Source organism: Mesorhizobium sp. M0239 (assembly GCF_040321815.1).
Lineage (GTDB): Bacteria > Pseudomonadota > Alphaproteobacteria > Rhizobiales > Rhizobiaceae > Mesorhizobium.
On the sequence record NZ_JAMYSG010000050.1, the window covers coordinates 1 to 24,602 of the forward strand.

The following is a 24,602-nucleotide window of genomic DNA, read 5'->3' on the forward strand; positions in this document are numbered from 1 at the left end:
TATACCCAACCCACCCCCCCCCCCCCCCCTGCGCGGCCGGGGGGTTGGTTCGTTTTTCTTTAACCCCCCCGGGGCCCCCCCTCCCCCCCGCGCCCCCCCCCCCCCCCCCCACCACTTTAGACCGGCTCCGGCTCCTCGAGAGCCTTCAAACGGGCGAGATTTGTGGCTGACCAGACTTCGACCGCGAACCAGTGGCCGGCAGATGCCGGCCCTTCCGATCTGATCTCTCCAGGCCGCAAACGCCTTGGCTGGGCGCTGATGGCCGTTGCGACGCTTGGCCTGCTGGCGACGATCGTGCTGGAGATCCTCTACAAGGGCAGCGCCGATACGATCGGCTTCGAGACCTGGCGCCCCGTCGTCTATGCCTATGTTCTGTGGGGCGTGGCGATCGGCGCCGGCCAGGTGCTGACGCGCGGCGAGGATGGCCAGCGTGCCCTGTTCCTGCTGCCGGCGCTGCTGTTCACCATCGCCATGGTGATCTTCCCGACGCTGTTCGGATTCTACATCGCCCTCACCGACTGGAACCTCAGTTCCTTCAGTGGCCGCAAGTTCAACGGGCTCGACAATTTCTGGCAGATGCTGGCCGATCCCTACTACCGCAACGCGCTGTTCAACATGGTGCTCTATGTGCTGGCGGTGGCGGTCGAATATGTCATCGCCTTCGGCCTGGCGCTGCTCCTCAACGCCCAGATCCGGGCGCGAAAATTCTTCCGCGTCGTCTTCCTGATGCCGCTGATGCTGTCGCCGGTCGCCGTGTCGTGGATGATCGGCAAGTCGCTGATGGAATACCGGTTCGGACCGGCCGCAACGCTGGCGCGCCATCTCGGCTGGGAAAATCCGGCCTTCTTCTCCGACCCGATCATCGCGCGCATATCGATCATGATACTGGATGCCTGGACCTTCATTCCGTTCATGATGATCATGCTGCTGGCCGGGCTGCAGGCGATGTCGCGCGAGGTGCTCGAAGCCGCACGCGTGGACGGCGCCAGTGCGTGGCAGACCTTCTGGCAGGTCACTTTTCCGCTGATGCTGCCGGTGTCGGTGACGGCGGTGATCCTGCGCATCATCTTCAAGCTGAAGCTTGCCGACATCATCATCACGGTGACGTCCGGCGGCCCCGGCGGCGCCACTGATTCCGTGTCGAGCTTCATCTACCGCGAATATCGCGACCGCTCGAATGTCGGCTACGGAACCATGCTGGCGATGGCCTATCTGGTGATCATCGTCGTGTTCGTCACGTGGCTGTTGAAATTTGCCAACCGTTTTGTCCGAAATGTGAATTGAGCTGAGATGAGCGTTCAGACCACCGAATATGTCGCCTCGGAGATCCGCTCGCCGGCGAGCTTCCTCGCCAGCCGCGTCTTCATCTATGGGGCGCTGGCCTTCTGGGCGTTCATCTGCCTGTTCCCGATCTACTGGACGATCACGACCTCATTCAAAACGGCGGTCGATGTCACGCAAGGCCATCTCATTCCCTTCGTCGACTTCCAGCCGGATTGGAAAGGCTGGCGCTCGCTTGGCCTGTCGCCGGACTCGATCTTCCAGACCTCGACGGTGCGCGAGGAATTCCTCAAGCGCTTCATGAATTCGGTGATCACCTCGGTCGGCGCGTCGAGCCTCGCCATCGTCATCGGCAGCCTCGCCGCCTACGGGCTCACCCGCTATCGCTATCATTTCGCCTGGTTCAAGAACGAGGACATCTCGTTCTTCTTCCTGTCGCAGCTGATCCTGCCGCCGGTGGTGCTCGCACTACCCTTCCTGGTGCTCTACCGCGAGGTCGGCCTGCTCGACACGCGCATCGGGCTGATCCTGCTCTACACGCTGATGGTGCTGCCGATCGTCATCTGGATCATGCGCGACCAGTTCAACTCGATCCCGGTCGAGCTCGAGGAAGCCGCACTTGTCGACGGGCTGTCGATCTGGGGCGCCTTCTTCCGCATCGTCATGCCGATCGCGCTGCCGGGCATGGTCGCCGCCTTCATCCTGGCGATGGTGCTGTGCTGGAACGAGTATTTCTTCGCCGCCCTTTTGACCTCGACCGACGCCAAGACCATCCCGGTCATGGTGGCGAGCCAGACAGGCTCGCAAGGCATCAACTGGTGGTCGATGGCAGCGCTCGCCACGGCGGCTATCGCGCCTCTCGCCGTCATCGGCATAGCGCTCGAGCGCTATCTGATCATGGGCATGACCGCGGGAGCGGTGAAGTAGCAGGGCGGCCTCTTCCCTTCTCCCCATTGTCTTGTGGGAGAAGGAAGACCGCGCTAGGCCCCTAGAATCATCCGCAGGTGATCGAGGATCATAGCCACACCCTTCTGCCCAAGCTCAGCCGAAGCATCCTTGGCGCTCGCCGTATACCAGCTCTTGTTGTCGTCGAAGTGACCGGCGTCCACCGCCTCCGGGCATAGCGCCAGCATCAGCGATGTCTCGCCGATGCCGGCATGGTCGAACGGGTACTTGCCGTTCATGTCAGCCGGCATCAGCGGATGAACCTGTACCCAGTTGAAGAAATTTTCACCCGCGGCGTGCCCGGAATAGTAGTCGGCCATCGCCTGCGAACCCCACCAGCCCTCGCCGCGCTCCTTTTCGAGAAAGCGGAAGATCGCCTGGCGGCCGGCGGTCTTGAACGCCAGATCGGTCGGCATGCCGGCGGCGAAATTCTCGGTCTGGTGGTGGATGATGGCGTGGATGTTGCGAAAGCCGATGCGCAGCAGGCTGTAGAACAGTTCCTCGCCAAACGGCGCCAGCGCAGCGCCGCCGACCTGCACCGAGCCGCTGCCTTCCGGCGGCGCCACCGCGTAGCTCGCCGCACCGTAGTAGAACGGCGGCAGGATGACGACGTCCCTCTCCTTCTCGAACAGCTCCAGCGTCTTGACGACGGCCAGCGTGTCCATGCCGACCGCCATGTGCTCGCCATGGTATTCGAGCACGCCGAGCGGCAGAGCGACCGGCCAATTCTCGGCGATCGCCCTGCGGATCTGGTGTGGCAGCATCAGTTCGTAGCGCATGATCTATTCCATGTTGGTGTGGCGGGCGCGCATTGCTTCAGGCGACGCGCCAATCAATTCCCTGAGCTTCAGCACCATCACCTCGAACAGCAGGAACAGTGCGCCTTCGAACACCGAGCCCATCGGCAGGACCGATGTTTTTTGCGCCCCCTGATCGTTGGCCATGGTCTGCGCGGGAATGAGCAGGGTGAAGTCGGCAAGCCTTGCCGCGCTGGCTTCGGCCTGGGCGGTCAACAGGAGATTGGTTGCACCTGCTTGGCGCGCGACCTGCATCAAGGTCAGCACGGTCGAGGTCTCTCCCGGCCCGGAACTGACCAGGAAGACATCGCCCTGCCCCAGCGGCGGTGTGTTCATGTCGCCGACCACGGAAACCGGCAGGCCCAAATGGTAGAGCCGCATGGCAAAACCCTTGACCTGCAAGGCCTCGCGGCCGCAGCCATAGACGACGATCTGTCGCGCGCCGGCCAGCATTTTGCAGGCGGCGTCGATCCGGCTTTCGTCGATGCGTGCCAGCACGCCGCCGAGCTCCTCAAGCGCGGTCTCGAACAGGCTTTTGCTCTTGTTGCTCACCGCAAACCTGCCATTGAAAATTACCCTGGGATTTGCCGCTCTTGCTGCTACGAACAGCTTGATTTCGTTCATGCTAGCAACCGCGAAAATGCGTGTCCAACGCGCAGCGATGCTTTTGCCGGACCACAGGCATGATAGTGTCATGTCAGACAAATCAAACGAGGCAAACGGCAGCATATGAAGACACGGCATTTCGACCGCATCGGCAATGGCGGCATCAGTTTCACCGAGCTCGGCTTCGGCACGGCGCCGCTCGGCAACCTCTACCGTGCCGTCTCCGACGAGGACGCCAACGCCACGCTGGAGGCCGCCTGGGCGACCGGCTGCCGCTACTACGACACCGCGCCGCTCTATGGGCTCGGCCTCTCGGAAACGCGGCTCAACCCGTTCCTGCGCGGCAAGAAGCGCGAGGACTATGTGCTGTCGAGCAAGGTCGGCCGCATCATGCGTGCCTGCCCGCCCGAAGAGCGCACCGGCATCGGCAAATTCTTCGACACGCCGTCGCGCCGCGAGGTGTACGACTACAGCTATGACGGTGTCATGCGCTCATTCGAAGCCTCGCTTGAGCGCCTCGGCGTCGACCGGATCGACATCCTCTTCGTGCACGATGTCGACATCTTCACCCATGGCAGCAAGGAAGCCTCCGACCGGCGCCTCGAAGAGTTCATGCGCTCGGGCTATTACGGCTTGCTGTCGCTGCGCGACCAGGGCGTGATCAAGGCGTTCGGTGGCGGCATCAATGAGTGGCAGGTCGCGCAGACGCTGGCCGAGCGCGGCGACTTCGACCTGTTCCTGCTGGCCGGTCGCTATACGCTCTTGGAACAGGAGGCGCTGACGTCCTTCCTGCCGCTCTGCCAGGCACGCGGCATCGGCATCGTTCTCGGCGGCCCCTACAACTCCGGCATCCTGGCGACCGGACCGAAGCCCGGCGCCTACTACAACTACTCCGAAGCGCCGAAGGACATCCTCGACCGCGTCGCCGGCATCGAGAGCGTCTGCAAGCGCCATGGCGTGCGGCTGATCGAGGCCGCCCTGCAATTCCCGCTACTGCACCCTTCGGTCGTCTCAGTGGTCCCCGGTGGCCAGCGGCCGAGCGAAGTCGAGAGCAATCGCTCGCTGCTCGATGCGAAACTGCCCGCAGCCCTTTGGGCCGATCTCAAGAAGGAAGGCCTTATGCGCCCTGAAGCGCCGACCGCATAAGCCGGCCGCCGTCGCGTCAGCGTCTGGCACAAAAATGAAAAGCCGGGCAAGCCCGGCTTTTCTGGTCGTGTGTACGTGCGTAGGCCACGAAAATGAAAAGCCGGGCAAGCCCGGCTTTTCTGGTCTCTGAAAAGAAAAAGGCGCTTAGTTGACTGCGTCCTTGAGGCCTTTGCCGGCCGAGAACTTCGGCACGGTACGCGCCGGGATCTTCACTTCGGCGCCGGTCTGAGGATTGCGGCCGGTCGAGGCGGCACGCTTTGACACGGTGAAATTGCCAAAGCCGACAAGCCGGACATCGCCGCCCTTCTTCAGTTCGCCGGTGATGGTGGAAAATACCGCATCGACCGCCGACTGCGCGTCACCCTTCGAAATGCTCGCGGCGTCGGCGACAGCGGACACCAGTTCGTTCTTGTTCATAAAAATTCCCTTCCATGAGAACACCGGAACTATCGACTCATCCGGCAGGAAACGGACTGTAGAAAGAAGCGTTGCCGCAACCAAGCCGAAAAGGCAGGAAAAAAACGGAAAAAGCCCGGAAATGCTGGGTTTTTCACATGAAAAAGCCGGGCGCTAGGCCCGGCTCTCCGTTTGTGCGCTGCAACCTTGACGAAAACCAATGCATGGCCCTGAAAACCGTAGCCGGTTTTCGGCAGGGGCCATGCACAAGTCTGAGCGTTAGAGCGTCCTTTGTGCGTCCAGATGGACGCCCGGAGCTCTAATGCGCCAGGGATTTTCCAGCGTCGTCGGCACTGTCTGTCGCGGCCGGCGGATTGACCGGTTCGACCCATTCGATCGGCTCCGGCATACGCACCAGCGCGTGCCGCAACACCTCGCCGACACGTGAGACCGGAATGATCTCCATGCCGTTCTTCACATTGTCCGGAATCTCCGCCAGATCCTTGGCATTGTCTTCCGGGATCAGCACCTTCTTGATGCCGCCGCGCAGTGCGGCGAGCAGCTTCTCCTTGAGCCCGCCGATCGGCAAGATGCGGCCGCGAAGCGTTATCTCGCCGGTCATCGCCACATCCGCCCGGACCGGAATACCCGTCAGTACCGACACAATGGCTGTCGCCATGGCAGCACCTGCCGACGGGCCGTCCTTCGGCGTGGCGCCTTCCGGCAAGTGCACGTGGATGTCGCGCTTGTCGAACAGCGGCGGCTCGATGCCGAAATCGACGGCGCGCGAGCGGACATAGGAGGCCGCCGCCGAAATCGATTCCTTCATCACGTCGCGCAGGTTGCCGGTCACCGTCATGCGGCCTTTGCCGGGCATCATGACGCCTTCGACCGTCAGCAGTTCGCCGCCGACTTCCGTCCAGGCAAGACCTGTGACGACACCGACCTGATCGTCAGCCTCGACCTGGCCGAAGCGGTAGCGCTGCACACCAAGGTAATCGGAGAGGTTCTCCGCCGTGATGCTCACCGTCTTCTTCTTCGTCTTCAGGATTTCGGTCACCGCCTTGCGCCCGAGCTTCATCAGCTCGCGCTCCAGGCTCCTGACGCCCGCTTCACGGGTGTAGGTCTGGACGATGGCGCGGATCGCGTCCTCACCGACGGAAAACTCCTTCGGCTGCAGCGCATGATCGCGGATCACCTTCGGCATCAGGTGCCGCTTGGCGATCTCGATCTTCTCGTCCTCGGTGTAGCCGGCAATACGGATGATCTCCATGCGGTCCATCAAGGGCGCCGGGATGTTCAGCGTGTTCGCCGTCGTCACGAACATGACGCTCGACAGATCGTATTCGACCTCGAGGTAATGGTCCATGAACGTCGAGTTCTGTTCCGGATCGAGGACCTCGAGCAACGCCGATGACGGATCGCCACGGAAGTCCTGGCCCATCTTGTCGATCTCGTCGAGCAGGAAGAGCGGGTTGGACTTCTTGGCCTTCTTCATCGACTGGATGACCTTGCCGGGCATCGAGCCGATATAGGTGCGCCGGTGACCACGGATCTCGGCCTCGTCACGCACGCCGCCAAGCGCCATGCGGATGAATTCGCGACCGGTCGCCTTGGCGATCGACTTGCCGAGCGAGGTCTTGCCGACGCCGGGAGGGCCGACGAGGCACAGGATCGGCCCCTTCAGCTTCTTCTGGCGGCTTTGCACGGCGAGATACTCGACAATGCGCTCCTTGACCTTGTCGAGGCCGAAATGATCGGTGTCGAGCACGTTCTGCGCAAAAGCCAAGTCCTGCTTGACCTTGGAGTTCTTGCCCCACGGAATCGACAGGATCCAGTCGAGATAGTTGCGCACGACGGTCGATTCAGCCGACATCGGCGACATCGTCCGGAGCTTCTTCAACTCGGCTTCCGCCTTTTCGCGGGCCTCCTTGGAGAGCTTGGTCTTCTTGATGCGCGCCTCGATCTCGGCGGCCTCGTCGCGGCCGTCCTCACCTTCACCGAGTTCCTTCTGGATCGCCTTCATCTGCTCGTTGAGGTAGTATTCGCGCTGCGTCTTCTCCATCTGGCGCTTGACGCGCGAGCGGATGCGCTTCTCCACCTGCAGGACGGAGATTTCGGCTTCCATGAAGCCCATAGCCTTTTCCAGCCGCTCCTTGACCGAGAGCGTGGCCAGCATTTCCTGCTTCTCAGGGATCTTGATGGCGAGATGCGAGGCAACCGTGTCGGCGAGCTTGGAATAGTCGTCGATCTGGCTGGCAGCACCCACCACTTCGGGCGAGATCTTCTTGTTCAGCTTGACGTAGTTCTCGAAGTCGGTGACGACCGAACGCGCCAGCGCCTCAACCTCGACCTCTTCCTCTTCCGGCTCGACCAGCGCCGCGGCGCGGGCCTCGTGGAAGTCGGGACGGTCGGTGAACGAGACGATTTTCGCACGCGAAGCGCCTTCGACCAGAACCTTGACGGTGCCGTCGGGTAGCTTGAGCAATTGCAGCACATTGGCGAGCGTGCCGATGTCGAAGATGGCATCGGGCTCGGGATCGTCGTCGGCGGCATTCATCTGGGTGGCAAGCAGGATCTGCTTTTCCTGACCCATCACCTCTTCCAGCGCCTTGATCGACTTCTCACGCCCGACGAAGAGCGGCACGATCATGTGCGGGAACACCACGATGTCGCGCAGTGGGAGAACTGCGAAGACGCCGTCGCTGGGTGCCTTGGATACTTTGGCCATTGTCCAACCTTTCATGTCGCGGCCGCCAATCAGCCAACCGCGAATCTTATATTAACGACCGGGGATCGTTCCGCCTACCACCGTTTGTGACGGGAGTTTTACAGCACAGAAATCGGGCACCTCGGCCTTCTCCAGTTAGTTGGATGCACGACCCCCAAAGATCAAGGGGCGCGTCCAAATCCGCACTTCCAACCCGTCCGCGAGTGACACATTTGCGACGCCAAGCCGTACGCCGCGCAAAACCCCTGCGCGACAGCAAAACGGCGCCTTGCGGCGCCGTTCCAGAATTTCGCTGCGAGCTCATGTCAGGCGCTGACATTGCCCTTCTTTTCCTTCTGCTCGGAGTAGATGTAGAGCGGCCGGGCACTGCCGGTCACCACCTCCTCCGAAATCACCACTTCGCGCACGCCTTCGAGCGCGGGAAGCTCGAACATCGTGTCGAGCAGGATCGCCTCCATGATCGAACGCAGGCCGCGCGCGCCGGTCTTGCGCTCGATGGCGCGCTTGGCGATCGCCGAAAGAGCGTTCTCGTGGAAGGTCAGGTCGACATTCTCCATCTCGAACAGCCGCTGATACTGCTTGACCAGCGCGTTCTTCGGCTCGGTCAGGATCTGGATCAGCGCCGGTTCGTCGAGGTCTTCCAGCGTCGCCAGAACCGGCAGACGGCCGACAAATTCGGGGATAAGACCGAACTTCAACAGATCCTCGGGCTCGACCAGGCGGAAGACATCGCCAGTGCGGCGATCCTCCGGCGAAGCGACGACCGCGCCGAAGCCGATCGAGGTCTTCCGGCCGCGATCCGAGATGATCTTGTCCAGCCCGGCGAAGGCGCCGCCGCAGATGAACAGGATGTTGGCCGTATCGACCTGCAGAAACTCCTGCTGCGGGTGCTTCCTGCCGCCTTGCGGCGGCACCGAGGCGACGGTGCCTTCCATGATCTTCAGAAGCGCCTGCTGCACGCCCTCGCCCGACACGTCGCGGGTGATCGAGGGATTGTCCGACTTGCGCGAAATCTTGTCGATCTCGTCGATGTAGACGATGCCGCGCTGGGCCCGCTCGACATTGTAGTCGGCCGATTGCAACAGCTTCAGGATGATGTTCTCGACGTCCTCGCCGACATAGCCGGCTTCGGTCAGCGTCGTCGCATCAGCCATGGTGAAGGGCACGTCGATGATGCGGGCCAGCGTCTGCGCGAGCAGCGTCTTGCCGCAACCGGTCGGGCCGATCAAAAGGATGTTGGACTTTGCCAGTTCGACATCGTTGTTCTTGCCGGCATGCGCGAGGCGCTTGTAGTGGTTGTGGACCGCCACCGACAGCACGCGCTTGGCATAGGGCTGACCGATGACATAATCGTCGAGAACCTTGAGGATCTCCTGCGGTGTCGGCACGCCTTCGCGCGACTTCACCATCGAGGTCTTGTTCTCCTCACGGATGATGTCCATGCAGAGTTCGACGCACTCGTCGCAGATGAAGACCGTCGGACCGGCGATCAGCTTGCGCACTTCGTGCTGGCTTTTGCCGCAAAACGAGCAGTAAAGCGTGTTCTTGGAATCGCCGCTGTTGTTGCCGACCTTGCTCATTTTCATGTCCTTTCATGGCCGCCCGCCGATGGTCTGGCTGAAAGGGCGCATACTCTATCTATCGCGGGAATCCGCCGCCGCCAGTGTGTTCCGGCTCCCGCAACGCATTCCGTACGAAACACAAATCAGAAAACGTGGCAATGATTCACGACAACCCCGCATAAAGCTAAGCCGCCGAAACTCAACATAGCCTTAACGTAGGCAATCCTGTCCCCCGAGGGAACAGCCAATTGTGGCCGAAATGCCGCAAGACACACCAAAAGCGCGTGATGCCGCCATCCAACTGCCAATAAGCCCTTATGCCACAGCGCCTTCAGGCGGCTCGCGCGACGAAATGACCTTGTCGATGAGGCCGAAATCCCTGGCTTCGTCAGCGGTCATGAAATGGTCGCGGTCGAGCGTCTTCTCGATCTCTTCGTAGCTCTTGCCGGTGTGCTTGACGTAGACCTCGTTGAGGCGACGCTTCAGCTTGATGATATCCAGGGCATGGCGCTCGATGTCGGACGCCTGGCCCTGGAAGCCGCCGGAAGGCTGGTGAACCATGATGCGGGCGTTCGGCGTGGCAAAGCGCATATCCTTGTGGCCGGCGGTCAACAGCAGCGAACCCATCGAAGCCGCCTGGCCGATGCAGAGCGTCGACACGGCCGGCTTGATGAACTGCATGGTGTCGTAGATCGCCATGCCGGAGGTGACGACGCCGCCCGGCGAATTGATGTAGAGGTTGATTTCCTTCTTCGGATTCTCGGCTTCGAGGAACAAAAGCTGCGCGCAGACCAGCGTCGCCATGCCGTCCTCGACCGGACCGGTGATGAAAATGATGCGCTCCTTGAGGAGACGCGAGAAAATGTCGTAGGCCCGCTCGCCGCGATTGGTCTGTTCGACCACCATCGGAACGAGGTTCATGTAGGTTTCGACGGGGTTCTTCATCAGTTGTCTCTTATCTCGCGGTGGGATTCCGGCGCCGGGAATGCTGGCGGATCGGGCAGAATCGGTTCTGGATCGTTATTCCGTAAATAGGATGCCGGCTCATCCTTGTGCAAGGCCGACCCCTCCTAGCCATCTGGGTAAGTCGAATCAAGCTTTCTGACCAAGGATTCGCGGCGGCGGATGCTTCCGCGGGTCCGGAGCCGCATGGCCGGCCGCGCAAGGTAGCAGTTTCTTAACCGCGTCACTTAACGAAATGCGCCGAAACCGCTTTTCTCCGAAACGGCTTCCTCTACAATTCAACGTTGAACTTATGCGTAGAGTTCAACAGGGGGAGTGTCATGCCCGGGAAAACCGCATGCTTCACCATCGCCGGGCTGACCATGCTCGGCACGATTTCGCAGACGGCGGCCGGCGGCCGCGCCGTCGAATGTTATGAACCGGTCCGCAGTCCGGCCGTCTACGACACGGTCTATGAAGACGTGATGATCAGTCCGCCCGGCCAGCAGGTCGACTATATCGCCCCTATCTATGGCACGCGCGAGCGCGTCGTGATGACCGTTCCGGCGCAAGTGACCTACCAGATCGTGCCGGCCGTCACCCGCAACGTCTACCGCACGGTCCGGGTCGATGGCGGCGGCTACTCCTGGGAATGGCGCGTCATCCATGGCCGCAAGGTGCTGTGCAAGGTATGGCACAAGGCGCGCTACGAACGTGTTGCCAAAACCGTGGTGATCCAGCCCGAACGCACGCGGCGCGTGGTCATCCCCGCACAGTACGACAGGATCGCCCAGGAGGTGCTGGTGCAGCCCGAGCAAAGGCGCGTCATCGATGTCCCCGCCTCCTACCAGACCGTCGCGCGCCGCGTGCTGGTTCGCGAAGGTTCATCGGGCTGGCGGCGGGTGCATATTCCCAGGCATTGCCAGGATTAGCGAGCATAGCGTAACCTGCGTCGCAGCGGATCTCCGTAGGGCGCTGAGGGCATGCGCGACCTGGAAATTTCCAATCAGGAATTGTCAGACCTTGCCGAAGAAGCCTTGGCGCTTGCCAAAGGTTACTGGGCCTCCCTCGAGGAACGTCGGACGTATCCCACGACCAGCGGCAAACAGACGACCGACCTGTTCTCGCGGCCTTGGCAGGAGAGCGGCCGCGGACGGGAAGTCTTGCAGGATTTCAAGTCGATCGCGGAGCATGTGCGGCCTTCAACCGGCAGATTCTTTGGTTATGTCGTCGGCTCCGGCGAACCGGTCGGTGCGCTGGGGGAATTGCTGGCTGCGGTGCTCAATCAGAATGTGACATCGTGGCGGTCGGCACCGGCTGCGACATCGATCGAACGCGCCGTGGTCGGGTGGTTGGCGGAGGCTGTCGGTTGCCCCGGATTTACAGGCAGCCTGTGCGGCGGCGGCTCGACGGCAAACCTCATGGCCCTGGCGATGGCGCGGGAAGCGAAGCTGCCAGCCAACGAAACAGGCGTGCGGCCCTGCGTGATCTATGCTTCCGAGCAAGTGCACATGTCCATTCCAAAGGCCGTCGCGCTGTTGGGGATCGGTAGAAAAAATCTCCGTTTGATCCTTGTCGACGACAAATTCAGGATGCGGACGGATGCCCTCCAGGCGGCTATCGCCGTCGACCGCGAGGCCGGAAACATGCCCATCGCCATCGTGGCCACGGTCGGCACCATCATCTCCGGTGCGATCGATCCCCTTCCCGAGATTGCAGACATCGCCCGGAGGGAGGCGCTGTGGATGCACGTCGACGGTGCCTACGGAGGGCTGGCGGCTCTTGCGGCGCCGGAAAAGTTCCAAGGGTTGTCTTCGGCGGACTCGCTGTCACTGGATGCACACAAATGGCTCTATCAGCCACTCGATTGCGGCTGCCTGCTCTATCGTCACCCGGACATTGCGCGAAAGACTTTTTCGCACAGCGACGACTACGTCAGGATACTGAGCGATGACCCTACGGAAGCATTTGCGTTCTTTGAGGAGTCGATCGAACTCTCTCGACGCTTCCGTGCGCTGAAGCTCTGGATGTCGCTGCAGTATCACGGACGCCGTGCCTATCGCGAAGCCATCGCCCGCGATCTCCACCATGCCCAGATGTTGGCGCAGGCAATCGCGTCGCAGCCGGAGTTGGAACAGCTTGCGCCCGTATCGCTAAGCGCAGTCTGTTTCCGCCACCGCTCAAAGAACAATGAAGCGATCCTGCGCCGCGTGATCGCGCGCGGCCGGGTGTATCTGTCGAATGCGACGATCAACGGCCATTTCGCGCTGCGCGCGTGTTTCGTCAATCACCGAACGACCCCAGATGACGTGCAGGCGATTGTGTCCGAAGTCATTGCCGCCGCAGACGAAATCAATCGCTGAGTGAGTCTTCAACCTGGCGGCGTTCAGGCCACTTCCGCCCGCAGCCATGTCTTCAGGCCGGCGATGTTGCCGTCGCCCACCGCCGCCGCAACGCGCCGGCCGACCGCGGCGCCGAACTTGTAGCCATGGCCGGAGCAGGCCGAGACGATCAGGCATTTTCCTCGCTCGTGAGCGAAGAACTTCTCATCTTCGGTGAAGGTGTAGGCGCAGGTGACCACCTCGGTCACCCTGTATTCCTCGATCCGGGCGATCGGCGGCGAGAACAGGTTGCGGATTGCCTCGCCCTCGCCCGCCACCGGCTGGCGGTTCCAATCGGCATCGCTGGTCGGCACCCTGTGCAGCCCGGATCCGAATTTCATGCCGGCGCCGCCCGAAGGCGGGATCACGTAGCCATCGACAGCACCGCCGACATCGAGGACAACCGGTGCCGCCTGCCAGGCTGCCTTGAGGTCGGCGGGCGGTTCGACATAGGCGAGTGCGGTTCGATAGGTCTTCAATTCGCCGTCCAGTTCCGGAAACAGTTTCAGCACCCAGGCGCCGGCGGCGACAACGATGCGGTCTGCGTGCATCGTCTCGCCGCTTTCGAGCACGATGTGGCCGGCTTCGGCGTCGACTTCGACGACCTTGCTATTTTCGTAGACATTGGCGCCGTTGGCGCGCAGCCAGTTTGCCACGCCGGAGGCTATCTTGCGGCAATGCAGGGCGCCGCCTTCGGTCGAGAAATAGGCATAGCGGAAAGAGCCGACTTCAAGAAACGGCCAGCGTTCCACGGCTGCGTCCGGCTCCAGCAATTCGAACGGAAAATTGCCTTCTTCCAAGCCCTCGCGATATTCCTCGGCCTCGTCGCCCGGTTCGCGCGAAACGCAGACAAATCCGCGCGCATCAAGATGGCTTTCGCCGAGATCGGCCCACATCTCGTCCCAGGCCTGGTAGGCTTCGGTGATCAGCCGGCCATAGCCGGTCCCGGCGCGGTAGGCGCGGCGGATGATGCGATGGTGGTCGCCCGACGCAGCCAGCGGGTTGGGGATCGGCCCCTGTTCGACGATTGACACGCTGTGGCCGGCCTTGACCAGCGACCACGCCGTGGAGAGACCGGCAATGCCTGCGCCGACAACGATCACATTCATCAAATCAGACTTTCCGCAGCCGGTCGGCTGGCTCAACGCATTGGATTGCGGCGCCAACATAGGGTCTGGAACCAGGCTGGCAAGCCGCGCTATTGGTCCGGCATGAGCAAATTGACGCCACCCGCCCTGGCCTTTGATCCAGCCACTCGCCGCCTGCGGCTGGACCCGCACGAGCCGGACTTTTTTCAAAACCCTTATGAAGCCTATGCCCTTCTGCACGGCGCATCGAATGCCTTCTTCTGGGAGGAGTTCGGTTTCTGGTGCTTTGGCGGCTTCGACGACGTCAACCGCCTGCTGCGCGACCGCCGCTTCGGCCGCCAGAACCCGGCCGGCATTCCAGACAGTCGCGGCATTGGACAGGACCGCACCCATCTCAGGGCCTTCGACGGGCTCGAAGCCAATTCGATGCTGGAACTGGAGCCGCCGGTGCACACGCGGCTGAGAACACTGGTGAACCGCGCCTTCGTCTCGCGCCAGGTCGAGCGGCTGCGACCGCGTGTCGAGGCTTTGGCCAACGAGTTGATCGACCGTTTCGAACCAGGCAAGACGGTCGACCTGTTGCCTGCTTTCGCGGCGCCCTTGCCGATCACCATCATTGCCGAAATGCTCGGCGTGCCGGTCGAAATGGGGCCGCAACTGCTCGACTGGTCGCACCAGATGGTTGCCATGTATATGCATGGCCGCACCCGCGCGATCGAAGAGACGGCCAACCGCGCCGCGCGCGAATTTGCGGATTTCCTCCGTGGCTGCGTCACCGAACGACGCAGGAATCCCGGCGACGACCTTTTGTCGCTGCTGATCTCGGCGCAGGAGGATGGCCAAAAGCTGTCGGAGGACGAGATGGTGTCCTCGGCAATCCTGCTGCTCAATGCCGGCCATGAAGCGACCGTGCACCAGACCGGCAATGCCGTCCGCTCGATCCTGGCGCAAGGGGGCGATGTCAGCCGCTTCTTCGGCTCGCCCGAGACGACCGCGGCAACGGTCGAGGAATGCCTGCGGTTCGACGCGCCGCTGCACATGTTCACGCGCTACGCCTATCAGGAGATCGAAGTCGCGCCCGGCATCGTCGTGCAGCCGGGGCAGACGATCGGGCTGCTGCTTGGCATGGCCAATCATGACCCGCGCGCCTTCGCCGATCCCCTCGCTTTCCGGCCCGACCGTGCCGACCAGAAGAACGTCTCCTTCGGCGCCGGCATCCATTTCTGCATCGGCGCGCCGCTCGCCCGGCTCGAATTGCAGGTGTCGCTGAAAACCTTGTTCGAACGGCACCCGAAGCTGCATCTTGCCGAAAGGCCAAGCTTCCGCGACACTTACCACTTCCATGGGCTGGAAACGCTCGCCGTCGGCTTTTGACGAAGCGCGGGTTGGCCGCCGGCCTATTTTCGACCATAGCACCGGCCACAACCACAAGGATGCCTACGTCCTGACCTTGCACCGCTGGCTGGCACCTGTTGATCCATGCCAAATCGCAAGATCGGTCGAGCGCGACATATCCGGAAAGGGCTAGCTGATGTCGCCACGGAGGAAGAGCCGTTGAAGGCCGCACTTGAAAACTACCAGGTCCGAATGCAGCGGGTGCTGAACCATATAGACCAGCATCTGGATGACGATCTGGGCCTGGAGGCGTTGAGCGGCGTCGCGGCGTTCTCGAAATACCATTTCCACCGGCAGTTCACGTCCACCTTCGGGGTGTCCGTGCATCGCTATGTCCAGCTCGCCCGCATGAAGCGTGCTTCGTACAGGCTCGCCGAAAGTGACGCCCAAAGCGTCACCGACATAGCCATGGATGCCGGCTACGACGCGCCGGATGCCTTCGCCCGCGCCTTTCGGCAACGGTTCGGACAATCGCCTTCGTCGTTCCGGAAGTCTCCCGATTGGGGGTCGTGGCTCATGGCCTTCGGGCCCCTCGAAAAAGCAAGGAACACGCTCATGCAGATAATCTTTGAACACGACGACGTGACGATCCGCGATGTGCCTCCGACGCCGGTGGCGATCATGGAGCACCGCGGAGACCGGGCGACGCTCCAGGACACCATCCAGCGGTTTATCGCCTGGCGTAAGGCCGCGGGCTTGTCACGAGACAAGCCCGACCTTCAACGTCTTCCGTTCCGAAAGGGAGCCCGCAGTCCCCGATGACTATAGCATGGACATTTGTGCCGGGACCGACCAGCCGATCGAGGCGAATGACGCGCAGATGAAGGCTGGCGTGATCCCGGGCGGACGCTGCGCGGTGCTGCGCTACCCCGGCAACACCAACAATCTCGAACCCGCAGCACTTTACCTTTATCGTGAATGGCTTCCGGCCAGCGGAGAGGAAGCACGCGACTTTCCGATCTATTGCCAACGACATCTGTCCCACTTCCAGGAGGGACCGCTACGCGAAGTGGTCGTTGAACTCTTTCTGCCTCTGAAATAGCTCGGCAGGACAGCGGTTTGCCGCTTCCGATCGCGATCATGGCGACGCGAGATCAGAGCTTGATCACATAGTCCTTGCGAGTCGTTTCAAGCACTTCCCAGCTGCCTTTGAAGCCGGGCCTCAGCACGAAGCTGTCGCCGGTCCGAACGGTGCGCGCTTGCCCACCGTCCTCCGCGATCACCGAAACACCGGACAGGATGTGGCAGAACTCCCACTCATCATAGACGATGCGCCATTTGCCCGGGGTCGATTCCCAGATGCCGGCGTAGAGGCCGCCGTCGCGCTCCTCGACATTCCAGGTGCGGAATTTGGGATCGCCCGAGATCAGCCGATCCGGTGCCGGCGCGCCCTGTTCGGCGTCGACAGTGTCGACGCCGATGGCAAGAAATTTTGACTCGCTCATGATCGGTCAGACCTTGGCAAGCGCCTGTTCGAGGTCGGCGACGATGTCGTTAACGTCCTCGATGCCGATCGAAAGCCGCACCGTGTCCGGTCCTGCGCCGGCCTTGACCTTCTGCTCGTCGGAAAGCTGGCGGTGCGTGGTCGAGGCCGGGTGGATGACCAGCGACTTGGTGTCGCCGACATTGGCCAGGTGCGACAACAGTTCGAGCGCCTCGACGAATTTCACGCCGGCGTCATAGCCGCCCTTCAGAGCGAAGGTGAACACGGCGCCGGCGCCAAGCGGTGAGTACTTCTTCTGCAACGCGTTGTTCTTGTCGCTGGGCAGGCCGGGGTAATTCACCGATGCGACCTTGGGGTGGTTGGACAGCCAGGCAGCAACTGTCACGGCGTTGTCGCAGTGACGCTGCATGCGCAGCGGCAAGGTTTCCAGCCCGGTCAGGATGAGGAAGGCGTTGAACGGCGAGATCGCCGGGCCGAGATCGCGCAGGCCGAGCACGCGCGCGGCAATGGCGAAAGCGAAATTGCCGAAGGTTTCATGCAGGACGAGGCCGCCATATTCGGGGCGCGGTTCCGACAGCATCGGATATTTGCCCGACTTCGACCAATCGAAGGTGCCGCCATCGACGATGGCGCCGCCGATCGAATTGCCGTGGCCGCCGATGAACTTGGTCAGCGAATGGACGACGATGTCGGCGCCATGCTCGATCGGCCGGATCAGGTAGGGCGAGGCCAGCGTGTTGTCGACGATGAGCGGCAGACCATGCTTGCGCGCGATGTCGCCGATCTTCTCGATGTCGACGAAGGTGCCGCCCGGATTGGCAAGGCTCTCGATGAAGATCGCCTTGGTCCTGTCATCGATCTGGCTTTCGAAGGTCGAGATGTCGTTGGTGTCGGCCCAGCGCACCTCCCAACCATAATTCTTGAAGGCATGGCCGAATTGGTTGATCGAACCGCCATAAAGCTTGTTGGCGGCAACGAAATTGTCGCCCGGCTGCATCAGATTGTGGAACACTATCACCTGCGCGGCGTGGCCGGAGGCGACCGCAAGAGCCGCCGTGCCGCCTTCGAGTGCCGCCATGCGCTCTTCCAACACCGCCTGCGTCGGATTCATGATGCGGGTGTAGATGTTGCCGAAAGCCTTCAGGCCGAACAGTGAGGCGGCATGGTCGGCATCGTCGAAGACGAAGGAGGTCGTCTGGTAGATCGGCGTGGCACGAGCGCCGGTCGCCGGGTCGGGCTTGGCGCCGGCGTGGACGGCGAGCGTGTTGAAACCTGGCGTGCGGGTCACTGAAAACCTCCCTTTTTGAAACTCTTGAAATCGCCGGGCATTCTTGGCGAAGCCCGGCCGCGAATGCAAAGAAGAAAATGCCCTTCCGTGCAGGACCTTCTATCAAGCGGCAGGAAAATACGGCGTTTGCCGGAATAATCTTGCGCTTTCGCCCCTCGCCTATTTCTGGCGAACGCCGAAACTCTGGAATCCCGACCGCATCAGCGGCTTCTTCGACGACAGCACGCCGGAGTTGACGCCGGTCCAGCCGATCTCGCCGGACAGTTTGCCATATTCGATTTTGGGGCAGCGGTTCATCACCACCTTGATGCCCGCGGCCTCGGCGCGCGCGGCTGCCTCGTCATGGCGAACGCCAAGCTGCATCCAGATGACTTTCGGCAAGGGATCGAGCCGCAACACCTCGTCGACGATGCCGGGCACCGCCGCCGGCGCGCGAAAAATGTCGACCATGTCGACCGGCTCCGGAATATCGGCGAGCCTGGCATAGGTCATCCGACCGAGTATCTCCTTGCCGGCCTGGCCGGGATTGATCGGGAACACCGAAAAGCCCTTGGCCAGCAGATATTTCAGCACGAAATAGCTTGGCCGCACATCATTGGCGGACGCGCCGACCATGGCGACGGTCTTCACCGAATTGAGGATGCCGGCGATGTAGGTGTTGTCGTAGCTATCGTGGATCATGCCTCGTCCTCATACAACGCCTCGTCGAGAAAGCCATCCGGGTCATTGCTAAAATCGCGCAGCATGCGGAAGTGGTCCGTGTCGCGAAAGTCGGCGGGCTCCAGCCCGAACCGGCTGATGCGGAACAGCCGCGCGCCTGGACAAGCCATCAACAATGGCGAATGCGTCGCCATGATCACCTGCGCGGTGCCCGACTGGTCCATGCGCCGCAGCATCTTGAGCAGCTCGATCTGTCGCGACGGCGAAAGCGCGCTCTCGGGCTCGTCGAGGATGTAGATGCCTTGCCTGCGGCAGCGCTCCTCGAAAAAGCGGATAAAACCTTCGCCATGCGACCAGGACAGGAAGTCCGGCGGCGTCCCGCCAGACTCCAGCGCCGCCTGATCGAGATAGCGGGCCACGGAGTAGAAAGATTCGGCACGAAAGAACCAGCCGGCAGTGACTTTCGGCAGCCAGTGACCGCGGAAAGTGTCTGCAAGTGCTGCGCCACTCTAGTCGATGGCGCCGGCATGGTCGACAGGCCTGTAGCCCTTGCCGCCTCCGGCTTCGTCATAGCCGGCCAGTGCGCCGATCGCCTCGAGCAGCGTCGATTTGCCGGTGCCGTTCTCGCCGACAATGATGGTGATCGGCGTGGTGAATTCGAGCTCGAACTCATGGCCGCGAAACAGCGGCAGGTTCCAGGGATATTTCTCCCAGTCCGCCACGCGCTCAGCGTCAAGCAGGATGCGCTTCAGATAGGGAGCCTTTAGCCGCGTCAGTTGCTTGCGATGAGCCATCAGCCGGGGAGCGAAATCGTGCCGTCTTCCGCGATCGGAAAGGCCGGATTGTGCGCCACTTCCCAGACATGCCCGTCGGCGTCGGCGAAGTAGCCGTACCAGCCGCCCCAAAAGGCCCGGCCGGCCGGCTTGACGATGCGGCCGCCGGCTTTTTCCGCCCTGGCGAGCACGTCGTCGACTTCGGCGTCGGAGCGGGTGTTGTAGGCGAGGTAGACCGCCGATGGCGCCGCGGCGAAGGCAATGCCGGAATCCTCTTCTGCGCTGGCACGTGGGAACAGGCCAAGAATGACGCCACCCATCTGGAAGAAGGCGACACCGTCGGTGATACCGGCATGCCGCTTCAAGCCCATCGCCTCGTAGAAGCGCACCGCACGGTCGAGATCGTCCGTGGCGATGGTGATGATGGAGATACGCGGTTCCATGGTGCTGCTCCTATTCGTCCGTCCATTCCGGCTTGCGCTTGCCGATGAAGGCGCCGATGCCTTCCTCGGCGTCGCGCGCGAGCATGTTTTCGACCATGATCCGACCGGTATAGGCGTAGGCGTCCGCCAGCCCCATTTCGGCCTGCGCGTAAAACGCCTCCTTGCCGGTCTTGACCACCAAAGATGATTTGGAAGCAATGGTTTGCGCGTATTTGGTGACGATCTGATTCAAATATTCGCGCGGCACGACGCGGTTGACCAGGCCGAACTCCTTGGCGGTCGCCGCATCGATCGTCTCTCCGGTCAACAGCATCTCCATCGCCTGCTTGCGCGAGACGTTGCGCGACAGCGCCACCATCGGCGTCGAGCAGAACAGGCCGATGTTGACGCCCGGCGTGCAGAAGGTCGCCTCATGCGAAGCGATCGCCAGGTCGCAGCTGGCGACCAGTTGCAGCCCGGCGGCGGTGGCGAGGCCGTCGACTTCCGCGATGACAGGCAAGGGATGCCGCACGATCGCCTGCATCAGCGTCGCACAGGCGGCAAACGTCTCTGCGAAGAAGGCCTTGCCATGATCGGCGTCAGTGCGGCGCGCCGTCATTTCCTTGAGATCATGGCCGGCGCAGAACACCTTGCCGGCTGCCGACAAAACGATCACGCGAACCGCCTTATCGGCCTTGGCGCGCTCGAGTTCGGCCGTCAGCGCCGCCATCACCGCCAGCGACAGGGCGTTGGCGGGCGGATTGGCGAGTGTGAGGCGCAGCACGCCCTTGTCCAGTCGTGCAACAACCGGACCCTCAACGGCGGCAGGCTTGATGGCAAGGATTTCGGCCATGGTAAGGTCTCCGCGATTCCGCTGGGGCTGCCAGAGTATCTAATACCGGATCAGGTTTCGTCCAACACCGATCGCTTGCACCAGGGGACGAAGATTGTCAGAAATGCCGCGCCGCGCCCATACAGGTAGGCCAAAAACGAGAGACCGACATGCCCGCCCAAACCAATTTGAAGCCGGTGCTGACCGCGCAACAAGTCAATGCGCTGATGGAGACCGTCTATCCGCAGCTCAATGAGCAGTTCAAATATTTCGAGGCGATCGACGTGTTCCCCGGCGGCTGCACCGTGCGGCTCAACGCCGGCGAGCGGCACTTGCGTCCGGGCGGCACCGTATCCGGCCCTTCGCTGTTCACGCTGGCCGACATTGGCGGCTACGTCTGCGTGCTCAGCCATGCCGGGCCGGATGCGCTTTCCGTTACCGTCAACCTCGACATCAATTTCGTGCGCAAGGCCGGGGCCGGACCGATCGATGGCCATTGCCGCATCCTGAAGCTGGGAAAAAGCCTGATGGTGTTCGATATCGACATCGTTGCCGGCCCGGACGGACACACGGTGGCGCACGCCACCGGCACCTATTCCATCCCGCCAAAGCGAAATGGCGATGTGGTAAAATAATACCTTTTACCTAAACTCTTGTTTTTGCACTACTTTACCTGCTATCGACCGTTTCGTGCACCTTGACGCCAGAAACACCCTCGCCTATAAGCCCCTCACGAAGCAGCGGCCCGCAAAGGCCGCCGTTTTGTTATTGGCGGCGGGCAGCGTTCTTCCGACAATCCAAGCAACAAGAAACGCCTTCTCTTATGAAGGTCAGAACCGAGAGCAGAAAACATGACAACCTTTTCGCAGAAGCCTGCGGATGTGGTGAAGAAGTGGATCCTGATCGACGCCGAAGGTCTCGTCGTCGGTCGTCTGGCCACTGTCATCGCCAATCATCTTCGCGGCAAGCACAAGCCGACCTTCACCCCGCATGTCGACGACGGCGACAACGTCATCGTCATCAATGCCGACAAGGTGGTGTTCACCGGCAAGAAGTTCACCGACAAGGTCTATTACTGGCACACCGGCCACCCAGGCGGCATCAAGGAGCGCACCGCGCGCCAGCTGCTCGAGGGTCGTTTCCCCGAGCGTGTCGTCGAGAAGGCCGTTGAGCGCATGGTCCCGCGTGGCCCGCTCGGCCGTCGCCAGATGAAGAACCTGCGCGTCTATGCAGGTGCCGAGCATCCGCATGTCGCCCAGCAGCCCGTCGTGCTCGACGTGGCCAAGCTGAACGCCAAGAACAAGAAGGTCGCATAAGATGGCTGAGCTTTCCTCGCTCGCAGAACTGGGCGCCGCCACCGGCAACACCAATACCCAGCCGGCGGCCCCCGTCCACGTCCAGAAGCTCGACAAGTCGGGCCGCGCCTATGCCACCGGCAAGCGCAAGAACGCCATTGCGCGCGTCTGGGTGAAGCCGGGTTCCGGCAAGATCATCGTCAACGACAAGGAATTCGCGACCTATTTCGCGCGTCCGGTCCTGCAGATGATCCTCAACCAGCCGATCATCGCCTCCAACCGCGCCGGGCAGTACGACATCGTCGCGACAGTTGTCGGCGGCGGTCTCTCCGGCCAGGCTGGCGCCGTGCGTCACGGTATCTCCAAGGCGCTGACCTACTACGAGCCGACGCTGCGCGCCGTGCTCAAGAAGGGCGGCTTCCTGACCCGCGACAGCCGCGTCGTCGAGCGCAAGAAGTACGGCAAGGCGAAAGCCCGTCGTTCGTTCCAGTTCTCGAAGCGCTAAACGCTCCGTAGCTTCAGACCATCGAAAGGCCGCCTCCGGGCGGCCTTTTTGTTTGCGGCTCGGCAGTCACCCCATCCGCGCCTGCGGCGCGACCTCCCTCGATGGGGAGGTCGGCGCGTAGTGCCGGTGGGGTGATGGCGCCGTCACAAAACAGGTCAGGCCTTGCCGCCCTTGATATAGTCGATGAACGCCCGCAGCGGGGCCGGAACCAGGCGTCGGCCGGGATAATAGAGGAACGGTCCGGGAAAACTCGGCCACCACGGTTCGAGAATGGGCTCAAGCGCGCCGCTTTCGAAGTAAGGGCGAAGCCAGCCCTCGAAGAGGCCGACGATGCCTGTGCCCGCGATGGCCGTATCGACGGCAAGATCGGTCGCGCCGCCGATGCGCACGATCAGCGGCCCTGTCGGATCGACCCGCACCACCTCACCGTCGCGCTCGAACTCCCAGGGCAGCATCGCACCGCTGGCAAAGCGCCCGCGCACGCAAGAGTGGCCAAGCAGGTCGCTCGGGTGTTGCGGTCGCCCATGGCGAGCAAGATAGGCAGGGCTGGCGGCGGTGGCGAAGCGCTGCACGCGCGGTCCGATCGGCACCGCGATCATGTCCTGCTCCAGCCGCTCGTCATAGCGGATGCCGGCGTCACACCCGGCCGCCAGCACATCGACAAAGTTCTCATCGGCGATCACTTCCAGGCGGATGCCGGGATAGGCGGCGAGGAAACCCGGCACGATATCGGGCAAGATCAACCGCGCGGCGCTGACCGGCACATTGAGACGCAGCGAGCCCGCCGGCCTGTCGCGAAAGCCGTTCACCACGTCCAGCGCCGCCTCCACCTCCGACAGCGCCGGGCCGAGCCGCTCCAGCAGGCTGAGGCCCGCCTCGGTGGGAACAACGCTGCGCGTCGTGCGGTTGAACAGCCTGACACCGAGCTGCACTTCCAGCCGACGCACCGCCTCACTCAACCCGGAGGCGCTGCCGCCGCTCGCACGCGCGCCATCGCGAAAACCGCCGGCGCGCGCCACCGCCACGAAGGCGTTCAGATCGCTGAGGTCCATCATTGTTCGCCATTCCGCACGGCCTGTGTGGATTGTACCGGATTATCACGAGGTTGGGCAGCGCCTATCTCTGCCTCCTCAAAGGAGATCAATCATGTCCAACATCCAACAATCCGGCACCTTCAAGCTCGGCAGTCATACCGTGAAGCGGCTCGGCTACGGCGCCATGCAGCTCGCCGGTCCCGGCGTTTTCGGACCGCCTAGGGACCATGACACGGCATTGGCCGTGCTGCGCGAGGCGATTGCGCAAGGCATCGACCATATCGATACCAGCGACTTCTACGGTCCGCACGTCACCAACCTTTTGATCCGCGAAGCACTGGCACCTTACCCTGACGATCTCGTCATCGTCACCAAGATCGGCGCCCGGCGCGGCGCGGATGGATCGTGGTTGCCGGCCTTTTCTGCCGAAGCGCTGACCCAGGCGATGCATGACAATCTCAGCAATCTCGGGCTCGATGTGCTCGACGTCGTCAACCTACGCATCATGTTCGATACCCATGGTCCAGCCGAGGGATCGATCGAAGCGCCGCTCACCGTGCTGGCCGAGCTTCAACAACAGGGCCTGGTCAGGCACATAGGATTGAGCAACGTGACGCCGGCCCAGATCGCGCAAGGACGCGGGATCGCCGAGATCGTCTGCGTGCAGAACCAGTACAATCTTGCGCATCGCGGCGACGACGCCCTGATCGACGACCTTGCCCGCGACGGCATCGCCTATGTGCCGTTCTTCCCGCTCGGCGGCTTCAACCCGCTGCAATCCTCCACCCTGTCGGAAATCGCGGCGCGCCTCGGCGCCACGCCAATGCAGGTTGCGCTCGCCTGGCTGCTGCGCCGCTCGCCCAACATCCTGCTGATTCCCGGCACATCGTCGGTCGGACATTTGCGGGAAAACCTCGCTGCTGCCGAACTCAAGCTTTCGGACGATGTGCTGGGGGAGTTGGATGGGATGGCTAAGGCGGCCTGAGGCTAGCCAATCTCCCCCGCAAGGGGCCCGTTGCGTTATTAAGTTATAGGGGCAAGGAGGGAGGGTCAGGCCAATGTGGGGTGCCTTGCGGCTC

General features: G+C 62.3%; 23 protein-coding genes and 2 pseudogenes. 11 read left to right on the plus strand and 14 right to left on the minus strand.

Annotated features, from left to right (window positions below):
* Positions 1–162 precede the first annotated feature (162 nt).
* Together NKI99_RS31870 and NKI99_RS31875 are read left to right on the plus strand one after the other, a co-directional pair.
* Positions 163–1,284 (plus strand): carbohydrate ABC transporter permease, encoded by a 1,122-nt coding sequence (locus tag NKI99_RS31870; protein WP_128305443.1) that lies wholly within the window; start codon positions 163–165, stop codon positions 1,282–1,284.
* Positions 1,285–1,290: 6 nt separating this feature from the next.
* Positions 1,291–2,208, plus strand: coding sequence for a carbohydrate ABC transporter permease (locus NKI99_RS31875; protein WP_126069360.1), 918 nt, complete (start codon positions 1,291–1,293; stop codon positions 2,206–2,208).
* A gap of 53 nt (positions 2,209–2,261) precedes the next feature.
* Here NKI99_RS31875 and NKI99_RS31880 read toward each other — a convergent pair whose 3' ends face one another.
* Together NKI99_RS31880 and NKI99_RS31885 are read right to left on the minus strand one after the other, a co-directional pair.
* Entirely contained in the window at positions 2,262–3,005 is a 744-nt protein-coding gene (locus tag NKI99_RS31880) for a creatininase family protein (protein WP_128305444.1), read from the minus strand.
* 3 nt (positions 3,006–3,008) lie between these two features.
* Positions 3,009–3,647, minus strand: a complete 639-nt coding sequence (locus NKI99_RS31885; protein WP_502895317.1) for an SIS domain-containing protein — start codon at positions 3,645–3,647, stop codon at positions 3,009–3,011.
* Positions 3,648–3,752: 105 nt separating this feature from the next.
* On the opposite strand from NKI99_RS31885, the gene NKI99_RS31890 reads away from it, so the two are divergent.
* On the plus strand, positions 3,753–4,775 hold the full coding sequence (locus NKI99_RS31890) for an aldo/keto reductase (protein WP_128305445.1): 1,023 nt from the start codon (positions 3,753–3,755) through the stop codon (positions 4,773–4,775).
* A 144-nt stretch (positions 4,776–4,919) separates the two neighbouring features.
* Here NKI99_RS31890 and hupB read toward each other — a convergent pair whose 3' ends face one another.
* From hupB to NKI99_RS31910, 4 genes are all read right to left on the minus strand, one after another.
* Positions 4,920–5,192 carry a DNA-binding protein HupB gene (gene hupB, locus NKI99_RS31895; RefSeq protein WP_023810287.1) on the minus strand — a complete coding sequence of 91 codons (273 nt, stop codon included), beginning with the start codon at positions 5,190–5,192 and terminating at the stop codon, positions 4,920–4,922.
* A 298-nt stretch (positions 5,193–5,490) separates the two neighbouring features.
* A complete protein-coding gene (gene lon / locus NKI99_RS31900) occupies positions 5,491–7,902 on the minus strand; it encodes an endopeptidase La (RefSeq protein WP_023810286.1) in 2,412 nt (803 codons plus the stop codon).
* 305 nt (positions 7,903–8,207) lie between these two features.
* Positions 8,208–9,482 (minus strand): ATP-dependent Clp protease ATP-binding subunit ClpX, encoded by a 1,275-nt coding sequence (gene clpX, locus NKI99_RS31905; protein ID WP_013532190.1) that lies wholly within the window; start codon positions 9,480–9,482, stop codon positions 8,208–8,210.
* A 297-nt stretch (positions 9,483–9,779) separates the two neighbouring features.
* Positions 9,780–10,409 (minus strand): ATP-dependent Clp protease proteolytic subunit, encoded by a 630-nt coding sequence (locus tag NKI99_RS31910; protein WP_023810285.1) that lies wholly within the window; start codon positions 10,407–10,409, stop codon positions 9,780–9,782.
* Between the two features lie 338 nt (positions 10,410–10,747).
* Here NKI99_RS31910 and NKI99_RS31915 point away from each other — a divergent pair, with 338 nt between their 5' ends.
* Both NKI99_RS31915 and NKI99_RS31920 read left to right on the plus strand, forming a co-directional pair.
* On the plus strand, positions 10,748–11,338 hold the full coding sequence (locus tag NKI99_RS31915) for a hypothetical protein (protein WP_352613428.1): 591 nt from the start codon (positions 10,748–10,750) through the stop codon (positions 11,336–11,338).
* A 51-nt stretch (positions 11,339–11,389) separates the two neighbouring features.
* Positions 11,390–12,769 carry a pyridoxal phosphate-dependent decarboxylase family protein gene (locus NKI99_RS31920; RefSeq protein WP_352613429.1) on the plus strand — a complete coding sequence of 460 codons (1,380 nt, stop codon included), beginning with the start codon at positions 11,390–11,392 and terminating at the stop codon, positions 12,767–12,769.
* 23 nt (positions 12,770–12,792) lie between these two features.
* On the opposite strand, the gene NKI99_RS31925 is transcribed toward NKI99_RS31920, so the two are convergent.
* Entirely contained in the window at positions 12,793–13,896 is a 1,104-nt protein-coding gene (locus NKI99_RS31925; RefSeq protein ID WP_352613431.1) for an NAD(P)/FAD-dependent oxidoreductase, read from the minus strand.
* A 102-nt stretch (positions 13,897–13,998) separates the two neighbouring features.
* On the opposite strand from NKI99_RS31925, the gene NKI99_RS31930 reads away from it, so the two are divergent.
* Entirely contained in the window at positions 13,999–15,249 is a 1,251-nt protein-coding gene (locus NKI99_RS31930; protein WP_352613433.1) for a cytochrome P450, read from the plus strand.
* 180 nt (positions 15,250–15,429) lie between these two features.
* Positions 15,430–16,312 (plus strand): annotated as a pseudogene (locus NKI99_RS31935) (AraC family transcriptional regulator).
* Between the two features lie 52 nt (positions 16,313–16,364).
* On the opposite strand, the gene NKI99_RS31940 reads toward NKI99_RS31935, so the two are convergent.
* From NKI99_RS31940 to NKI99_RS31965, 6 genes and pseudogenes are all read right to left on the minus strand, one after another.
* Positions 16,365–16,715, minus strand: a complete 351-nt coding sequence (locus NKI99_RS31940) for a cupin domain-containing protein (RefSeq protein WP_352613435.1) — start codon at positions 16,713–16,715, stop codon at positions 16,365–16,367.
* A 6-nt stretch (positions 16,716–16,721) separates the two neighbouring features.
* Positions 16,722–18,002 carry an O-acetylhomoserine aminocarboxypropyltransferase gene (locus NKI99_RS31945; RefSeq protein ID WP_352613437.1) on the minus strand — a complete coding sequence of 427 codons (1,281 nt, stop codon included), beginning with the start codon at positions 18,000–18,002 and terminating at the stop codon, positions 16,722–16,724.
* Positions 18,003–18,161: 159 nt separating this feature from the next.
* Positions 18,162–18,683 carry a CoA-binding protein gene (locus NKI99_RS31950; RefSeq protein WP_023810278.1) on the minus strand — a complete coding sequence of 174 codons (522 nt, stop codon included), beginning with the start codon at positions 18,681–18,683 and terminating at the stop codon, positions 18,162–18,164.
* Positions 18,680–19,456, minus strand: a pseudogene (locus NKI99_RS31955) (AAA family ATPase). Before NKI99_RS31955 ends, NKI99_RS31950 begins: the two are co-directional and overlap by 4 nt.
* Positions 19,456–19,878 (minus strand): VOC family protein, encoded by a 423-nt coding sequence (locus tag NKI99_RS31960; RefSeq protein ID WP_027162400.1) that lies wholly within the window; start codon positions 19,876–19,878, stop codon positions 19,456–19,458. The pseudogene NKI99_RS31955 and the gene NKI99_RS31960 overlap by 1 nt, the downstream one beginning before the upstream one ends.
* A 10-nt stretch (positions 19,879–19,888) precedes the next feature.
* Positions 19,889–20,710: an enoyl-CoA hydratase gene (locus NKI99_RS31965; protein WP_128305451.1), complete on the minus strand. Its 822-nt coding sequence runs from the start codon at positions 20,708–20,710 to the stop codon at positions 19,889–19,891.
* Between the two features lie 149 nt (positions 20,711–20,859).
* Between NKI99_RS31965 and NKI99_RS31970 the strand changes: the two genes are divergently transcribed.
* The 3 genes from NKI99_RS31970 (at position 20,860) to rpsI (ending at position 22,489) form a co-directional block, all read left to right on the plus strand.
* Complete coding sequence (locus NKI99_RS31970; protein ID WP_128305452.1) at positions 20,860–21,324, plus strand: PaaI family thioesterase; 465 nt, start codon at positions 20,860–20,862, stop codon at positions 21,322–21,324.
* Between the two features lie 216 nt (positions 21,325–21,540).
* Positions 21,541–22,005, plus strand: a complete 465-nt coding sequence (rplM, locus tag NKI99_RS31975) for a 50S ribosomal protein L13 (RefSeq protein ID WP_013532205.1) — start codon at positions 21,541–21,543, stop codon at positions 22,003–22,005.
* Position 22,006: 1 nt separating this feature from the next.
* Entirely contained in the window at positions 22,007–22,489 is a 483-nt protein-coding gene (gene rpsI / locus NKI99_RS31980; RefSeq protein WP_023810272.1) for a 30S ribosomal protein S9, read from the plus strand.
* 155 nt (positions 22,490–22,644) lie between these two features.
* On the opposite strand, the gene NKI99_RS31985 is transcribed toward rpsI, so the two are convergent.
* On the minus strand, positions 22,645–23,544 hold the full coding sequence (locus tag NKI99_RS31985; protein ID WP_128305453.1) for a LysR family transcriptional regulator: 900 nt from the start codon (positions 23,542–23,544) through the stop codon (positions 22,645–22,647).
* 91 nt (positions 23,545–23,635) lie between these two features.
* On the opposite strand from NKI99_RS31985, the gene NKI99_RS31990 reads away from it, so the two are divergent.
* Positions 23,636–24,508, plus strand: coding sequence for an aldo/keto reductase family oxidoreductase (locus NKI99_RS31990; RefSeq protein ID WP_128305454.1), 873 nt, complete (start codon positions 23,636–23,638; stop codon positions 24,506–24,508).
* The last annotated feature ends 94 nt before the right edge of the window (positions 24,509–24,602 follow it).

Bases quoted from the DNA above. Each gene is read 5' to 3' on its own strand.
- NKI99_RS31950 (WP_023810278.1), bottom strand. From the start codon at position 18,683: ATGATCCACGATAGCTACGACAACACCTACATCGCCGGCATCCTCAAT.
- NKI99_RS31985 (WP_128305453.1), bottom strand. From the start codon at position 23,544: ATGATGGACCTCAGCGATCTGAACGCCTTCGTGGCGGTGGCGCGCGCC.
- NKI99_RS31915 (WP_352613428.1), top strand. From the start codon at position 10,748: ATGCCCGGGAAAACCGCATGCTTCACCATCGCCGGGCTGACCATGCTC.
- NKI99_RS31885 (WP_502895317.1), bottom strand. From the start codon at position 3,647: ATGAACGAAATCAAGCTGTTCGTAGCAGCAAGAGCGGCAAATCCCAGG.
- hupB (WP_023810287.1), bottom strand. From the start codon at position 5,192: ATGAACAAGAACGAACTGGTGTCCGCTGTCGCCGACGCCGCGAGCATT.
- NKI99_RS31960 (WP_027162400.1), bottom strand. From the start codon at position 19,878: ATGGAACCGCGTATCTCCATCATCACCATCGCCACGGACGATCTCGAC.
- NKI99_RS31970 (WP_128305452.1), top strand. From the start codon at position 20,860: ATGCCCGCCCAAACCAATTTGAAGCCGGTGCTGACCGCGCAACAAGTC.
- rplM (WP_013532205.1), top strand. From the start codon at position 21,541: ATGACAACCTTTTCGCAGAAGCCTGCGGATGTGGTGAAGAAGTGGATC.
- NKI99_RS31990 (WP_128305454.1), top strand. From the start codon at position 23,636: ATGTCCAACATCCAACAATCCGGCACCTTCAAGCTCGGCAGTCATACC.
- clpX (WP_013532190.1), bottom strand. From the start codon at position 9,482: ATGAGCAAGGTCGGCAACAACAGCGGCGATTCCAAGAACACGCTTTAC.
- NKI99_RS31880 (WP_128305444.1), bottom strand. From the start codon at position 3,005: ATGCGCTACGAACTGATGCTGCCACACCAGATCCGCAGGGCGATCGCC.
- NKI99_RS31940 (WP_352613435.1), bottom strand. From the start codon at position 16,715: ATGAGCGAGTCAAAATTTCTTGCCATCGGCGTCGACACTGTCGACGCC.
- NKI99_RS31925 (WP_352613431.1), bottom strand. From the start codon at position 13,896: ATGAATGTGATCGTTGTCGGCGCAGGCATTGCCGGTCTCTCCACGGCG.
- NKI99_RS31890 (WP_128305445.1), top strand. From the start codon at position 3,753: ATGAAGACACGGCATTTCGACCGCATCGGCAATGGCGGCATCAGTTTC.
- NKI99_RS31920 (WP_352613429.1), top strand. From the start codon at position 11,390: ATGCGCGACCTGGAAATTTCCAATCAGGAATTGTCAGACCTTGCCGAA.
- NKI99_RS31875 (WP_126069360.1), top strand. From the start codon at position 1,291: ATGAGCGTTCAGACCACCGAATATGTCGCCTCGGAGATCCGCTCGCCG.
- rpsI (WP_023810272.1), top strand. From the start codon at position 22,007: ATGGCTGAGCTTTCCTCGCTCGCAGAACTGGGCGCCGCCACCGGCAAC.
- NKI99_RS31930 (WP_352613433.1), top strand. From the start codon at position 13,999: ATGAGCAAATTGACGCCACCCGCCCTGGCCTTTGATCCAGCCACTCGC.
- lon (WP_023810286.1), bottom strand. From the start codon at position 7,902: ATGGCCAAAGTATCCAAGGCACCCAGCGACGGCGTCTTCGCAGTTCTC.
- NKI99_RS31910 (WP_023810285.1), bottom strand. From the start codon at position 10,409: ATGAAGAACCCCGTCGAAACCTACATGAACCTCGTTCCGATGGTGGTC.
- NKI99_RS31965 (WP_128305451.1), bottom strand. From the start codon at position 20,710: ATGGCCGAAATCCTTGCCATCAAGCCTGCCGCCGTTGAGGGTCCGGTT.